General features: G+C 71.2%; 12 protein-coding genes and 2 pseudogenes. 11 read left to right on the top strand and 3 right to left on the bottom strand.

The features are described from left to right. The 7 genes and pseudogenes from VE172_RS17875 to pgl all read left to right on the top strand — a co-directional run. The coding region (locus VE172_RS17875; RefSeq protein WP_324803313.1) for a hypothetical protein at window positions 1-212 on the top strand (212 nt) is incomplete at its 5' end. A gap of 44 nt (window positions 213-256) precedes the next feature. Continuing rightward, a pseudogene (gene tkt, locus VE172_RS17865) lies at window positions 257-2,388 on the top strand (transketolase). 29 nt (window positions 2,389-2,417) lie between these two features. Then, on the top strand, window positions 2,418-3,536 hold the full coding sequence (gene tal, locus VE172_RS17860; protein ID WP_324803311.1) for a transaldolase: 1,119 nt from the start codon (window positions 2,418-2,420) through the stop codon (window positions 3,534-3,536). A gap of 2 nt (window positions 3,537-3,538) precedes the next feature. Then, complete coding sequence (locus VE172_RS17855; RefSeq protein WP_324803310.1) at window positions 3,539-5,146, top strand: glucose-6-phosphate isomerase; 1,608 nt, start codon at window positions 3,539-3,541, stop codon at window positions 5,144-5,146. Continuing rightward, the gene (gene zwf, locus VE172_RS17850) at window positions 5,143-6,678 is read left to right on the top strand and encodes a glucose-6-phosphate dehydrogenase (RefSeq protein ID WP_324803309.1); all 1,536 of its coding nucleotides are present in this window, start codon (window positions 5,143-5,145) and stop codon (window positions 6,676-6,678) included. The genes VE172_RS17855 and zwf overlap by 4 nt, the downstream gene beginning before the upstream one ends. 19 nt (window positions 6,679-6,697) lie before the next feature. Next, window positions 6,698-7,654 carry a glucose-6-phosphate dehydrogenase assembly protein OpcA gene (locus VE172_RS17845; RefSeq protein WP_324803308.1) on the top strand — a complete coding sequence of 319 codons (957 nt, stop codon included), beginning with the start codon at window positions 6,698-6,700 and terminating at the stop codon, window positions 7,652-7,654. Then, the gene (gene pgl, locus VE172_RS17840) at window positions 7,651-8,424 is read left to right on the top strand and encodes a 6-phosphogluconolactonase (RefSeq protein ID WP_324803307.1); all 774 of its coding nucleotides are present in this window, start codon (window positions 7,651-7,653) and stop codon (window positions 8,422-8,424) included. Before VE172_RS17845 ends, pgl begins: the two co-directional genes overlap by 4 nt. Before the next feature lie 7 nt (window positions 8,425-8,431). Here the strand turns inward: pgl and VE172_RS17835 are convergent, their stop codons facing one another. Continuing rightward, a complete protein-coding gene (locus tag VE172_RS17835) occupies window positions 8,432-8,977 on the bottom strand; it encodes a hypothetical protein (RefSeq protein WP_324803306.1) in 546 nt (181 codons plus the stop codon). A 53-nt stretch (window positions 8,978-9,030) separates the two neighbouring features. Here VE172_RS17835 and VE172_RS17830 point away from each other — a divergent pair, with 53 nt between their 5' ends. Both VE172_RS17830 and VE172_RS17825 read left to right on the top strand, forming a co-directional pair. Next, on the top strand, window positions 9,031-9,765 hold the full coding sequence (locus VE172_RS17830; protein ID WP_324803305.1) for a methyltransferase domain-containing protein: 735 nt from the start codon (window positions 9,031-9,033) through the stop codon (window positions 9,763-9,765). A 13-nt stretch (window positions 9,766-9,778) separates the two neighbouring features. After that, window positions 9,779-10,486, top strand: coding sequence for a phosphotransferase (locus tag VE172_RS17825; protein ID WP_324803304.1), 708 nt, complete (start codon window positions 9,779-9,781; stop codon window positions 10,484-10,486). A 5-nt stretch (window positions 10,487-10,491) separates the two neighbouring features. Here VE172_RS17825 and VE172_RS17820 read toward each other — a convergent pair whose 3' ends face one another. Further along, window positions 10,492-11,373 carry an SDR family NAD(P)-dependent oxidoreductase gene (locus VE172_RS17820; RefSeq protein ID WP_324803303.1) on the bottom strand — a complete coding sequence of 294 codons (882 nt, stop codon included), beginning with the start codon at window positions 11,371-11,373 and terminating at the stop codon, window positions 10,492-10,494. 89 nt (window positions 11,374-11,462) lie between these two features. Here VE172_RS17820 and VE172_RS17815 point away from each other — a divergent pair, with 89 nt between their 5' ends. Continuing rightward, window positions 11,463-12,038: a TetR/AcrR family transcriptional regulator gene (locus VE172_RS17815; protein WP_324803302.1), complete on the top strand. Its 576-nt coding sequence runs from the start codon at window positions 11,463-11,465 to the stop codon at window positions 12,036-12,038. A gap of 64 nt (window positions 12,039-12,102) precedes the next feature. Further along, window positions 12,103-12,852, top strand: a pseudogene (locus VE172_RS17810) (nitrilase-related carbon-nitrogen hydrolase); the annotation flags it as partial. Between the two features lie 452 nt (window positions 12,853-13,304). On the opposite strand, the gene VE172_RS17805 reads toward VE172_RS17810, so the two are convergent. Beyond that, window positions 13,305-15,314, bottom strand: coding sequence for an NADPH-dependent 2,4-dienoyl-CoA reductase (locus VE172_RS17805; protein ID WP_324803301.1), 2,010 nt, complete (start codon window positions 15,312-15,314; stop codon window positions 13,305-13,307). Between the last annotated feature and the right edge of the window lie 2 nt (window positions 15,315-15,316).

Below are 15,316 nucleotides of genomic sequence, written 5' to 3'. Positions count from 1 at the left end.
GGTTGGTCTCGGCGGCGGGGGTTTCACGTCCGGTGTCGATGACGATCGTCCGCGTGGGGCCCTCGGCGATCCGCTGGACGGTCATGCACGCACCGGCCTCTCGTCTCTACTACAGAACGTGGAACTCATCGTGGAAGAGAGTATTCCGCTGTGCGAGCGTGCTGCTGGCGGGGCCGGTCGAAACGGGTGTGACCCGCGCCGTTGAGCCGTGAGCGAATTTCCGATGCCTGACCCGCCCGGGCGGTGGCCGGTGGGTATGGTCGAGCCTGTCGAATCACGGATATCTCAAGAGGAGGCGGGAGCCGTGGCTGCTTCGCTGGAATGGTCCAGTCTCGATAGTCGGGCGGTCGACACCGTCAGAATGTTGGCGGTGGACGCGGTCGAGAAGGCGGGCAACGGCCATCCCGGCACGGCGATGAGTCTGGCACCGGCGGCCTATCTGTTGTTCCAGCGGGTGATGCGCCATGACCCGTCCGACCCCGACTGGGTGGGTCGCGACCGGTTCGTCCTTTCATGTGGACACTCGAGCCTCACCCTGTACATCCAGCTCTACCTGTCGGGTTACGGGCTGGAGCTGGACGACTTGAAGGCGTTGCGGCAGTGGGGTTCGCTGACCCCCGGCCACCCCGAGCACGGCCACACCCGCGGCGTGGAGACCACCACCGGCCCGCTGGGTCAGGGCGTCGCCACGGCGGTCGGCATGGCGATGGCGGCCCGCCGCGAGCGCGGGCTGTACGACCCCGACGCCGCGCCGGGAGCCTCCCCCTTCGACCACAACGTCTACGTGTTCTGTTGGACGGTGACATCGAGGAGGGCATCAGCCACGAGGCCAGCGCGCTCGCCGGCGTCCAGGAGCTGGGCAACCTGGTGGTCATCTACGACGACAACCAGATCTCCATTGAGGACGATACTTCCATCGCCCTGGCGGAGGACGTCAACCAGCGTTACGCCGCCTACGGCTGGCACGTCCAGACGGTGGACTGGCGGCCCGACGGGCGCCACGAGGAGAACATCGGCGCCCTGTACGAGGCGATCGAGGCGGCCAAGGCCGTCACCGACAAGCCGTCGTTCATCACGCTGAAGACCATCATCGGCTGGCCCGCCCCCAATAAGCAGAACACCGGCGGAATCCACGGGTCCAAGCTGGGCACCGAGGAGGCCGCCGAAACCAAGCGGCTGTTGGGTTTCGATCCCCAATCCAGCTTCGCCGTCGACGACGAGGTGCTCGGTCACGCCCGCGACGTTGTCGCGCGCGGCCGGGCGGAGCACCGGCGCTGGCAGGACGACTTCGACGCGTGGGCGCTGGCCAACCCGGACCGCCGGGAGCTGTTCGACCGGATGTCGCGGCGGGAGCTGCCGTCCGGGTGGACCGACGCGCTGCCGGTGTTCGACGCCGACGCCAAGGGCGTGGCCACCCGCGCGGCGTCCGGAAAGGTGTTGTCGGCGCTGGCGCCGGTGCTGCCGGAGCTGTGGGGCGGCTCGGCCGACCTGGCCGGCAGCAACAACACCACCATGGATGGCGAGCCGTCCTTCCTGCCGCCCGAGCGGGCCAGCAAGAAGTTCCCCGGCAACCCCTACGGCCGCACCCTGCACTTCGGCATCCGCGAACACGCCATGGGCGCCATCTGCAACGGCATCACCCTGCACGGCGGCACCCGGCCCTACGGCGGCACCTTCCTGGTGTTCAGCGACTACATGCGCCCGGCGGTGCGGCTGTCGGCGCTGATGAAGCTGCCGGTGGTGTTCGTGTGGAGCCACGACTCGATCGGCCTGGGCGAGGACGGCCCGACCCACCAGCCCATCGAGCACCTGTCGGCGCTGCGGGCGATCCCGGGACTGGACGTGGTGCGCCCGGCCGACGCCAACGAGACGGCGTGGGCGTGGCGCGCGGCGCTGGAGCACACCGACCGGCCCACCGGACTGGCGCTCACCCGCCAGAACGTGCCCACCTTCGACCGCGAGACCTTCGGGCCCGCCGAGAACACGGTGCGCGGCGCGTACGTGCTGGCCGAGGCCGACGGCGGCGCCCCCCAGGTGATCCTCATGGGGTCCGGCTCCGAGGTTTCGCTGGCAGTGGCGGCGCGCGAAACGCTTCAATCCCAAGGCATCCCGACCCGAGTGGTCTCGGTTCCGTGCATGGAGTGGTTCAAAGAACAGGACGAGACGTACCGCGAAAGCGTGCTGCCCGGGAATGTCAGGGCCCGCGTGAGCGTCGAAGCGGGTGTGGCGATGTCGTGGCGCGACCTGGTCGGAGACAACGGGGAATCCGTCAGCATCGAGCACTTCGGGGCGAGCGCTCCGTACCAACGGATCTATCAGGAATTCGGCATCACCGCCGAGGCGGTGGTCGCGGCGGCCCAGCGGTCGCTGTCCAAACTCGGCGGTTGACAGCCTCTCGTACACAAGGAGTCCGAACAATGACTACTCAGGACAGGCTCGGGGAATTGTCCGCGGCGGGCGTCGCGGTGTGGCTCGACGACATCTCGCGGCAGCGGCTGTCGACGGGAAACCTGGCCGAGCTGCGCGACACCAGGCACGTCGTCGGCGTCACCAGCAACCCCACCATCTTCTCCAAGGCGCTGTCGTCCGGGGACCACTACGCCGATCAGCTGTCGGACCTGGCGGCGCGCGGCGTCGACGTGAACGAGGCGGCCCGCGCCATCACCACCTACGACGTGCGCTGGGCGTGCGACGAGCTGCGCGGGGTCTACGAGACCAGCGGCGGCGCCGACGGCCGGGTGTCCATTGAGGTGGATCCCCGGCTGGCGCACGACACCGCGGGCACCATCGCCGAGGCCAAGGCCCTGTGGTGGCAGGTGGACAGGGAGAACCTGTTCATCAAGATTCCCGCCACCGACGCGGGCATCCCCGCCATCGCGGCGACCCTGGCCGAGGGCATCAGCGTCAACGTGACCCTGATCTTCGGCCTGGAGCGCTACCGGCAGGTGATGGACGCGTTCTTCGAGGGCCTGGAGCGGGCGGCCGCCAACGGCCACGACCTGTCCCCCATGGCCTCGGTGGCGTCGTTCTTCGTGTCCCGGGTCGACACCGAGGTGGACCCGCGGCTGGACAAGATCGGCACGCCCGAGGCCTTGGCGCTCAAGGGAACCTCCGCGGTGGCCAACGCGCGGCGCGCCTTCGAGATCTACACCGAGACCTTCGACTCCGACCGGTGGCGCGCCCTGGAGGGCAAGGGCGCCAAGGTGCAGCGTCCGCTGTGGGCGTCGACGGGCACCAAGAACCCCGACTACAGCGACGTGCTGTACGTCGAGGACCTGATCGTGGCCAACACGGTCAACACGATGCCCGAGGCCACCCTGAACGCCTACGCCGACCACGGCGACACCTCCGCCGACAACGTCACCGGCAACTACGCCGACGCCAAGGCCGCATTGGACGGTCTGGGCGAGGTCGGCGTCGACTACGACGACGTGATCGCCACCCTGGAACGCGAAGGTGTGGAAAAATTCATCGCCAGCTGGAACGACCTGTTGACCAGCGTGCGCGCCGCGCTTGACGAGAAGGCGGGAGCCTGACCATGACCCGGATGGATGCCGCCGGCGGCCTCGCCGTCACCACCACAGTGGATGCCGACGGGTCGCTGGACGCGCTCACCCGCGACGACGTTCCCGCCAAGCTCGCCGCGCTGGACGCGACCCTGTGGGGTCCCGACGCCGAATCCGAGGCCGCCGTCCGGCTGGGCTGGGTGGACACCTTCGTGCGCAGCCGGGCGCTGCTGCCCAAGCTGGACGAGGTCCGCACCCGGATGCGCGACAGCGGCCTCACCAAGGTGGTGCTGGCCGGAATGGGCGGCTCGTCCCTGGCGCCGGAGGTCATCTGCCGCACCCTCGACCGGCCGCTGACCGTCCTGGACACCACCGATCCCGGGCAGATCCGCGCCGCCCTCGAACAGGACCTGGAGTCCACGCTGGTCGTGGTGTCCAGCAAGTCGGGCGGCACCATCGAGACCGAGAGCATCCGGCGCGCCTTCGCCCAGGCGTTCACCGACTCCGGCGTCAAGGACGTCGGCAAGCACTTCGTCGTGGTCACCGACCCCGGCTCCCCGCTGGAGCAGCTCGGGCAGGCCATGAAGGCCACCGTGTTCCTGGCCGACCCGGACGTGGGCGGCCGCTACTCCGCGCTCACGGCCTTCGGCCTGGTTCCCGCCGCGCTGGCGGGGGTGAACGTCGCCGAGCTGCTCGACGACGCCGAGTCCTTCGCGGCAACCATCGCCGCCAAGGCTCCCGACAACCCGGCGCTGCTCCTGGGGGCGGTGTTGGCCTCGCGGCCCACCATCTCCATCGCCGACGACGGCAGCGGCATCGTGGGCCTGGGCGACTGGGCCGAGCAGCTGATCGCCGAGTCCACCGGCAAGAACGGCACCGGCGTGCTGCCGGTGGTCGTGGAGTCCGTGGTGGCCCCCGGCGCGGAGGGCGAGGGCGTGCTGTCGGCCGTGGTCGGCGGCTCCAAGCCGCCCGGCTTCGACACCCGCAACAAGGTCGGCAACCCCGACGTCGCCGTCAACGGCCCGCTGGGCGCCCAGTTCCTGTGCTGGGAGCTGGCCACCGCCTACGCCGGCCGGCTGCTGGAGATCGACCCCTTCGACCAGCCCAACGTGGCCGAGAGCAAGGACAACACCAAGAAGATCCTGGAATCCGGTGCGCCGCGGGAGGAGCCGAGCTTCACCGAGGGCGCGGTCGTGGTGTACGGCGCCGCCGCCACCGACCTGGCCGGGGCCCTGGGCGACCTGCTCGCGCAGCCCGGACCCGACGGATACCTCGCGGTGATGGCCTACCTGGACCGGGCCGCCGACGCCGAGACCGCCGAGCTGCGGGCGCTGCTGGCCGAACGGACCGCCGCCCCGGTCACCTTCGGCTGGGGGCCGCGCTTCCTGCACTCCACCGGACAGTTCCACAAGGGAGGGCGTCAGACCGGCGTGTTCCTCCAGATCACCGGGGACACCGGCGCCGACCTCGAGGTCCCGGGCCGCTCCTACGGCTTCGCCGGTCTGCAGGCCGCCCAGTCGGCCGGCGACCGCCGCGCGCTGGCCACCCGGGCCCGCCCGCTGTTGAGACTGCACCTCACCGACCGCCGGGCCGGTGTCGCCCAGCTGCTCGCCGCCGTCAAGGAGTTGACCAGGCCGTGATCACGCCGTCCGAGTCCAGCAACCCGCTGCGCGATCCGCAGGATCGCCGGTTGCCGCACATCCCCGAGCCCTGCGGGCTGGTGATCTTCGGCGTGACCGGCGATCTGGCCCGCAAGAAGCTGATCCCGGCCGTGTACGACCTGGCCAACCGCGGCCAGCTGCCCGCCGCCTTCGTCATCCTGGGCTTCGCCCGGCGCGACTGGGACCACGGCGAGTTCGAGGAGCTGGCCCGCGAGGCCGCCAAGGACCACGCCCGCACCCCGTGGCGCGAGGACGTGTGGAACCGGCTGGCGGGCAACTTCAAGTTCGTGCCCGGTTCCTTCGACGACGACGAGGCCTTTGACACCCTGGCGTCCACGCTGGACGATCTGCGTAACTCGCACGCGATCCCCGGCAACGCCGCGTTCTACTTCTCGATCCCGCCGGGGGCGTTCCCCGTCGTGCTGCGCCAGCTGGAACGCACCGGCGCCGCCGACAACAGCGCCAGCGGCGGTTGGCGGCGCGTCGTGGTGGAAAAGCCCTTCGGCAACGACCTGGACTCGGCCCGCGAGCTGGACGACCTGGTCGACGACGTGTTCACCATCGACGACGTGTTCCGGATCGACCATTACCTGGGCAAGGAGACGGTCCAGAACATCCTGGCGCTGCGCTTCGCCAACGCCCTGTTCGAGCCGGTCTGGAACGCCAACTACGTGGACTCAGTGCAGATCACCATGGCCGAGGACGTGGGCATCGGCTCGCGCGCCGGTTTCTACGACACGGCCGGCGCGGCGCGCGACGTCCTGCAAAACCACCTGCTGCAGCTGCTGGCGTTGACCGCCATGGAGGAGCCGGTGGGTTACGCCGCCGACGAGATCCGCACCGAGAAGCTGAAGGTGTTGCGCGCCATCACCCTGCCGGAGGACCTGGAGACCTACGCGGTGCGCGGCCAGTACACCGACGGCTGGGTGTCGGGCGGCCAGGTGAAGGGCTACGTGTCCGAGGACAACATCCCGGCCACGTCCGCCACCGAGACCTACGCGGCCGTCCGCCTCAACATCCAGAATCGACGGTGGGCGGGGGTGCCGTTCTACGTGCGCACCGGCAAGCGGATGCCCCGCCGGGTCACCGAGATCGCGGTGATCTTCAAGCGGGCGCCGCACCTGCCGTTCCACGACTACGACACCGAGACCCTGGGCCAGAACCAGCTGGTGATCCGGGTGCAGCCCGACGAGGGCGTCACCGTGAAGTTCGGCTCCAAGGTGCCGGGCACCGGCATGGAGCTGCGCGACATCTCCATGGACTTCCACTATGGAGAGGCGTTCACCGAGTCCAGCCCGGAGGCGTACGAGCGGTTGATCCGCGACGTCCTGTTGGGAGACAAGACGCTGTTCCCCGACGCCGCCGAGGTGGAGGCCAGCTGGGCGGTGGTCGACCCGCTCGAGGAGTTCTGGGCCGAGCGCAAACCCGAACCGTATCCGGCGGGAACCTGGGGGCCGGAGGCGTCGGAGCGCATGCTCGCCGCCGACGGGCGCGCCTGGCGCCGACTGTGACAATCCAAAGGAGAGCTTCGTGATCGCGCTGTGGGATACCACCGCCACCGAGGTGGTCGCGGCCTTGGCCGCCGAGCGCCATTCCTCCGGCGACACCAGCGGTGTGGCCCTCAACCTGGTGGTCGTCGTCGACGAGAAGGGCGAGCGCGAGGCCGAGGCCGCGCTGACCATCGCCGCCCAACAACACCCGTGTCGGCTGCTCATCGTGGTGCGCCGCGACGAGGAGGCGCCCGAGCCCCGGCTGGACGCCGAGATCGTGGTGGGCGGGCGGCTGGGCCCGTGCGAGGCCGTGGTGATGCGGATGCACGGCGCGCTGTCGCGGCACGCCGAGTCGGTGGTCGGTCCGCTGCTGGCGCCCGACGTTCCCGTGGTGACCTGCTGGTTCGTCCCGCCGCCCAACTGCACCGCCGACGACCCGCTGGGCGCGTTCGCCGACCGGCGCATCACCTACGCGGCACGCTCCGATGACCCGCTGGCGGCGCTGAAGCAGCGCTCCCGCGACTACGCCCCCGGCGACACCGACATCTCCTGGACCCGCATCACCTTCTGGCGCACCCTGATCGCCAGCGCCTTCGACACGGCCACGGCGCCGGCCGAGGCGATCTCGATCACCGCCAAGGCCACCGATCCGTCGGCGGCGCTGATGGCGGGCTGGCTGGGCACCAAGCTCGGCGTCACGCCCACCATCGACGACACCGACGTGGTGCGCAACAGCGAGCACCTGCCGGCGATCCAGGGCGTGTCGTTCCGGCTCGCCAACGGCGACGAGATCGCCGTCCACCGCGACAAGGTCGGCACGACGGTGTTGCGCCGCACCGGTTTCCCGGACCGCACGCAGACCATCAACGGCCGCACCCTCGGCGAGCTGCTCGCCGAGGAGCTCCGCCACCTCGACCCGGACCAGCCGTACCGGGCAGCGCTGACCAAGTTCACCAGCTCCCCCGGTCTCGCCGAGCCGGAGCCGGTGGCGTCGTGACCTCGGCCAGCGTCGTGGTGCACCCCGATCCCGGGGTGCTGGCCCTGTCGGTGGCCGCGCGGCTGGCCACCACCATCATCGACGCCCAGGCCGCCCGCGGCGAGGCGTCCATCGTGCTCACCGGCGGCCGGATCGCCGCCCGCTTCCACCAGGCGCTGGCCGACAGCCCGGTGCGGCACGCCATCGACTGGTCCCGGGTCGACTTCTGGTGGGGCGACGAGCGCTTCCTGCCCGCCGGCGATCCGGACCGCAACGAGACCCAGGCGCGGGAGTCCCTGCTGGCCGCGCTCCCGGTGGACGAGAAGCGGGTCCACGCCATGCCCACCTCCGACGGCGAGTACGGCGACGACCCGGAGGCCGCCGCCGCGGGCTACGCGGCCGAGCTGGCCGCCGCGGCCCGCCCCGGCCACCAGGAGCACCCGCACTTCGACGTCCTGATGCTCGGCGTCGGCGAGGACGCCCACGTCGCCTCGGTCTTTCCCGGGCAGCCCGCCATCTACGAGGACCGCCCGGTGGTGGCGGTGCGCGGCGCCCCGAAGCCGCCGCCGCGCCGGATCACGCTGACCTACCCGACGATCAACAGCGCCGAAGAGGTGTGGCTGATCGCCTCGGGCTCCGGCAAGTCGGACGCCGTGGCGCTGGCGATGTCGGGGGCCGGTCCGAAGCAGGCGCCGGCCGCCGGGGTGCGCGGGGTGTCGCAGACCCGCTGGCTGCTGGACACCGCGGCCGCCGGGGCGCTGCCGAGCAGCTTTCGGAGCCTGCTGCGGTAGCGGGCCGTCACCGCTGGTCGATGGTGATCAACACGATCGCCACCAGCCCGAGCCCCATCGCCACCCAGACCAGCCACACCCTGTCTCGCGCCCGCGGTTCGGGCGTCTCGAGGTCGATGGGCACCAGGTCGGTGCGCTTGGTCAGCTCGGTGACCATGGCGCGCGCGGCGGCGTCGCCGCGCCGGGCCGCGAGCCGGCCGCGACCGAAAGCCCCACCCTCCACGGTGGAGCGATCGGTCAGCTCCAGCCAGGCGCGCCCGGCGTCGTAGTGGGCGTAGGCCACCCTTTGGTACGGGATCACGCGGTCGGTGAAGGCACTCCTCCACACGATGTCGTGGGGGCCCAGGATGACTCGCGGTCGGATCGTCGCCGTCCAGGTCAACAGTCCACACAGGCACAACATCGACATCATCGCGGCGGCCCCGGCGTCCCAGCTCCGAGAGACGGTCACGCCCAGCGCGATCACCCCGCCCAGCGCGGCCACCAGGACCAGGCTGAACCAGCCCGCGGCCACGGTGGACCCGCGGCGATACGTCCGCCTGTCCAGTTCCACGCGATCACTCACCTACCATGGGAGTCGGCCTCGACCCCGTCGCAGGAGGAACGATGCTCAACTCGCGATCCAAAGCGCTGCACCGGACCCTGGACCTGCTGCGGCAACCGCCGCGCCGTCCCGACATCGGGCAGGGGTTTCTCGATCTGTTGCCCGACGAGCCGTCCGAGGCGTCGATGCGGGTCCAGCGACTGTGGACGACGTCGACCGGTGTCCAGATGTACACCAGAATCTACGACCTGCCAAGCGCGCTGACGCCGCCGTGGCTGCGCGATATCCACGGCCGACTCGAGCTGGCGCCCGGCGACACCGTGCTCGACCTGGGTTCGGGCCCGGGCAACATCAGCCGGATGCTGTCGCGCCAGGTCGGCGACGAGGGCCTGGTGGTGGGCGTCGACATCTCGCGCCCGATGCTGCAACGCGCGGTGACCAGCACCGACGCCGACAACGTGGTGTTCACGCGCGGAGACGCCACGTCCGTGGCCTTCGCCGACGGCGTCTTCGACGCGGTGTGCTGCGTGGCGATGCTCCAGCTGGTGCCCGACCCGTCGCCCGTGTACGACGAGATCGCCCGGGTGCTGGCGCCGGGCGGGCGGGCCACCATCATCACCACCGGCCGCGCGGGCACCCTGCTGCGGCCGGTGACCACCCTGCTGGAGTGGGCCAGCCAGGCGCGGATGTTCGGGCCCGACGAGATACCCGACGCCCTGGCGCAGCGGGGCCTGACGTCGATACGCAGCCGCACGATCGGCCTGTTCGAGGTGGTGCACGCCCGCAAGCCGCGCTGAGGCCAAAAGACCGTTGCCGCGCGGCGATCGCTCCCTTAAGGTCGGTGACACGAGAAGGGAGCCCGCCATCGATCTGCCGCTGATCGGCCGGGGCCGCGACGCCGACGTGTTCGCGCTGGACGACGACCGGGTGCTGCGCCGCAATCGCGACGGTCGCGGCGTCGGCGACCAGGCGCGCCTGTTGACGTTCCTGCACGAGGCGGGGTATCCGGTTCCCCTGGTGCACGACGTTTCGGGCCCCGACCTGGTGATGCAGCGCCTCCACGGTCCCGTCGCGCTGGAGGTGTCGGTGCGCGGCGGCCCCGCGCACGGCGCCCTGCTCGCCGACCTCCACAACCGCCTGCACCGCATCGCCGCCCCCGACTGGCTGCCCGGGTGGCGGGCCGGGGACGATCGCGTCCTCCACCTCGATCTCCACCCCGCCAACGTGATCCTCACCGACGACGGCCCCGTCGTGATCGACTGGGTCAACGCCCGGGCGGGCGATCCCGCGCTCGACGTCGCCAGCACGGTCGTCCTGCTGCGCAGCTCCCAGCCCGACGGCGTGGACCCGGCGGTCGTGGAGTCCCTGCGGCACAGGATCCTCGACGCGTTTCTGCCCAAGGTGGACGACGACCCGACTCCGCAGCTCGCCAACGCCATCCGCGGCCGCCAGCGCGACGCCAACCTGCTGCCGCGCGAGGCCGAGGCGTTGCGGGAGTGGCTGGAACGCATCGCCTGAGGCGATCAGTCCAGGCCCACGAGCCGGGCGGAGGCGTCCCACAGGCGATCGCAACGGTGGCGGTCGGTGGTGTGGGGTGCCGTGGTCACCTTGGCGCGCTTGACGAAGAACGCGCCGCTCACGCCCTTCGGTTCCGTCGCGGTGGCGAGCCAGGCGGGGGTGTCGGCCCCGGCGTCGACGTCGATGAGCTCGGCGGGGTCGAAGTCCACATCGTCGTGGAACTGTTGGATGGCGGAGTCGTCCATCTCGCCCCCGAGCCGGGTTCCCGCCACGATGCCGGGGTGGGCCGCGTTCACCGTGATCGCCGTGCCGCGCAGGCGGCGCGCCAGCGCGTAGGCGACCATCGTGTTCATGTTCTTGGTGAGTCCGTAGGCCGCGAAGGGCCGCAGCGCGGCGATCGGCCAGGTGTCGGCGCGACTCATTGCCACGTCGTCGACGTCGACGGGGCGGTCGGCCAGGCGCCGCGGGTCGGCCGCCACCATGACGAATCTGGCGGCGTGCCGGTCGCCGATGTGGTCGCCCAGCAGTCGCAGCAACAGATACGGCGCGAGGTGGTTGACCGCCACGACGCGCCGCAGCCCCTCGGAGGTGACGGCGTCCACCGGCGCGATCACCGCGGCGTTGCTGATCACGGCGTCCAACGACGGTCGCCTTGCCAGGCGTTCGGCCAGCGCCCGCACGTCCTCCATGAGGGACAGGTCGGCCAGTTCCGGACGGAGGCGGGCCGCGGGCACCGCTCGTTCGATCCGCGCGAGGGTCCGTTCCAGACGCTCGGCATCGCGCCCCACCACGGTGACGGTGGCTCCGTCGGCCGCCAGCCGGCGCGCGATGGCCTCGCCGATTCCCGAGGTCGCGCCCGTGACGACGGCCTCCATGCCTTGTGACACAACATTCTCCATCTCGCTAGTGCTCAGGTTGACGTTGTCAACCTATCAAGGATGGGTTGACAACGTCAACCTGCCGCTACGATGAGCCCGTGCCCACCGACACCCGCGGCTGCCTGGTCGACGCCGCCACCGGCCTCCTGGATTCCGGGGGCGTCGCCGCGGTGACCCTGCGCGAGGTCGGGCGCCGCGCCGGCGTCTCGCACAACGCCCCGTACAAGCACTTCCCCAGCAAGGAGGCGCTGCTGGCGGCGATCGCGGCCCGCGAGCTCGACGCCCGCGTCGCCTTTCTGCGCGCCACCGTCGCCCGCGCCGGATCCCCCCGCGACGTGCTGCGCGCCGCCCTGCGCGGCTACATCGCCGCCGCCCGCCAGCACCCCGCCCGCTTCAAGCTCGTCTACGGCGCCTGGACCACCGGCACCCCCGAACTCACCGAGGCGGCCACCGCCGCCCACGCCACACTGATCGACATCGTCACCGCGGCACAGGACGCGGGCGACGTCCCCGCCGGCGACCCCGAGCGCATGGCCGCGCTGGTACGCGCGCTGGCCCACGGCGCCGCCGATCTCGCCGCCGCCGGTCACCTGCGGCCCGACGGCAAGGGACACGCGGGTCCCGCCGACCTCGTCGACGACCTGCTCGAATACCTCGGCCGCGCCGCCCGATGACGCGCGTCGATAACGATTGATCCATGTACTTCCGTTGCGGCCCGCGCACGATTACCATCTGCGCATGCGGATCACGCTCGCGCAACTCGACCCGGTGTTGGGCGATATCGACGCCAATGTGGACAAGGCGACCGAGGCCATCGATCGGGCCAAGGGCGACGGCAGCGACCTCATCGTGTTCCCCGAGCTGTTCCTGTCGGGATACTCCGTCGGCGCGGTCGAGCAGGACGTCTCGATCACGGTCGACGACCCGCGCGTCGTGGAGCTCGCCCGCCGCGCCGCCCCCATGGGCCTCCACATCGGGCTCGCCGAGGACGCCAAGCGCAGCCCGCACACCTACAACAGCGCCGTGTACTACGAGGGCGACCGCCTCGTCCACGTTCACCGCAAGCTGCATCTGCCGACGTACTCGATCTTCGAGGAACGCAAGCACTTCGCGCCCGGGCAGTCGCTGCGCGCGTTCTCGGTCGGCGCCGACACCACCATGGCGACGCTGATCTGCAGCGACGCCTGGCAACCGCCGCTGGCGTTCATCGCGACCCAGGACGGCGCCCGCGCCCTGATCGTTCCCGCGGCGGGCTCGCAGAGCCGCTTCCCCGAGCACTACGACGCCGCCGAGTACTGGCACGACATCACGCTCTTCTATGGACGGATCTACCAGCTCTACGTCATCTTCGTCAACCGCGTCGGCACCGAGGGCGAGCTGAAGTTCTTCGGCGACTCGCACGTGGTCGACCCGTGGGGACACCAGGTGGCCGAGGCGGCCACGTTCGCCGAGGAACTGCTCACGGTGGACATCGACTTGCGGGAGGTGCGCAACCGCCGCCGTCGCATGCCGCTCATCAAGGACGCCCGGCTCGGCCTGATCCAGCGCGAGATCTCCCGCCTGGTCGACGAGGGCGGGGACCTGTTAGCGCGCGGCGAAGCCGTGAGGACCTCAGCGCCGATTGCGGCGGCCCTGCTGGAGGACCAGGGCCCAAGCGAGGCCATACGCGAGCTGCTCCCGCCTGAAGCGGTCCCGCTCGGCGACGGCCTCGGCGTCTTCGGCGGCGCGCCTGGCGCGAACGGCCTCGATCGACTCGGGGGGCAGCAATCCGCCGGACAGCACCGGATCGATCGGCGGGTCCTCCCGCTCGGCGCGCTCGGCGGCGGTGGCTTCAAGCTCGGCGAATATCTCGTCCGTGGGGTCGTGGGTCATCGTCCGTCCCGTTGTCGTCCCGCACCCACGATACCCGGTCGACGACGCGACCATCCACACGCGAATGTCTACAGCCGCACCGCGAGCCGCGTCGCCTGGTCGATGGCGCGCTTGGCGTCCAGTTCGGTGGCGACGTCGGCCCCGCCGATCAGGTGGGTGGGGACTCCCGCGGCGGTGAGGTCGGCGTGGAGGTCGCGGCGGGGTTCCTGGCCCGCGCAGATGACCACCGTGTCGACGTCGAGGACGCGGGGCTTGTCGTCCACGGTGATGTGCAGGCCGGCGTCGTCGATGGAGTCGTAGGAGACGCCCGCCAGCATGGTGACGCCGCGGCGTTTCAGGGTGGCGCGATGCACCCAGCCGGAGGTCTTGGCGAGGTTCTTGCCCAGCGGGGTCTTCTTGCGTTGCAGGAGGAAGACCTCGCGGGCGGGCGCGGCGGGGTCGGGTGTGGACAGGCCCCCGGGGGTGGACGGGTCGGTGGTGACGCCCCATTCGCGGTTGAAATCGGCGTGTTCGGGTTCGGTGAGGTACGTGGCGACGTCGAAGCCGATACCGCCCGCGCCGATCACCGCGACGCGGGCGCCGGGGGCGTGACCGCCGGCGAGGACGTCGAGATAGGACACCACCTTGGGGTGGTCGATGGACGGCGTGGCGGGGATGCGGGGGTGGACGCCGGTGGCCAGGACGACGTCGTCGTAGCCCGCGGACGCCAGGTCGGCGGCGGTGGCGGGGGTGTTGAGGCGGACGTTGACGCCCGCCAGTTCGAGGCGGCGGGAGAAGTAGCGGATGGTGTCGGCGAAGTCGGACTTGCCGGGGATGCGTCTGGCCAGATTGAACTGCCCGCCGATGGAGTCGCCTGCCTCGTAAAGGTCGACGTGGTGGCCGCGTTCGGCCAGTGTGGTGGATGCGGCCAGGCCTGCCGGTCCGGCCCCGATGACGGCGACGCGCTTGGCGCGGCGGGTGGGTGTGGGCAGCAGGGCGGGTTCGGTCTCGCGGGCGGCGCGGGGGTTGACCAGGCAGGTGACGGGCTTGCGGCTGAACGCGTGGTCGAGGCAGGCCTGGTTGCAGGCGATGCAGGTGTTGATCTCGTCGGCGGCCCCGCGCGCGGCCTTGGCGGCCCATTGTGGATCGGCGAGCAGGGGGCGGGCCAGCGAGATCAGGTCGGCGCTGCCGTCGGCCAGCAGGGCCTCGGCGTCGTCGGGGGCGTTGATGCGGTTGGAAGCCACCACGGGGATGTCGACCTGTTCGCGGATTCTGCGGGTGGCCCAGGCGAAGGCGGCGCGGGGCACCGAGGTGACGATGGTGGGGACCCGGGACTCGTGCCAGCCGATGCCGGTGCCGATGATGGTCGCGCCCGCCGACTGGACGGCCCGGGCCAGGGCGACGGTGTCGTCGAAGGTCTGGCCGTCCTTCACCAGGTCCAGCATGGACATCCGGTAGACGATGATGAACTTCTCCCCCACCGCGCGCCGGGTGCGCTCCACGATCTCGCTGGGCAGCCGCAGCCGGGCGGCGAGGTCGCCGCCGAAGGCGTCGCGGCGGCGGTTGGTGCGCGCGGCCAGGAACTGGTTGATCAGGTAGCCCTCGGAGCCCATGATCTCCACGCCGTCGTAGCCCGCGCGCTGGGCCAGGGTGGCGCAGCGGACGAAGTCGGCGATCTGGCGCCGGACCCCGGAGGTGCTCAGCGCCCGGGGACGGAACGGGTTGATGGGCGCCTTGAGGGCGGAGGCGGAGACGCTGAAGGGGTGGTACGCGTAGCGCCCGGCGTGCAGGATCTGCAGGACGATCTTGCCGTCCTCGGCGTGGACGGCGTCGGTGACCACGCGGTGGGCGTCGGCGGCGCGGGTGCCGCCGAGGCGCGCGGCGAAGGGCAGCAGCCAGCCGGTGCGGTTGGGGGCGTAGCCGCCGGTGACGATGAGCCCGGCGCCGCCCCTGGCGCGTTCGGCGAAGTAGGCGGCGAGTCGGGGGAGGTCGCGGGCGCGGTCCTCCAGTCCGGTGTGCATCGAACCCATGACGACGCGGTTGCGCAGCTGCGTGAAGCCGAGATCCAAGGGACGCAACAGATGCGGGTACGTACTCATTT

Origin of the sequence: Stackebrandtia sp. (assembly GCF_035643755.1) — a bacterium.
Lineage (GTDB): Bacteria > Actinomycetota > Actinomycetes > Mycobacteriales > Micromonosporaceae > Stackebrandtia.
This window is presented reverse-complemented; position numbering and strand designations above follow the sequence as displayed.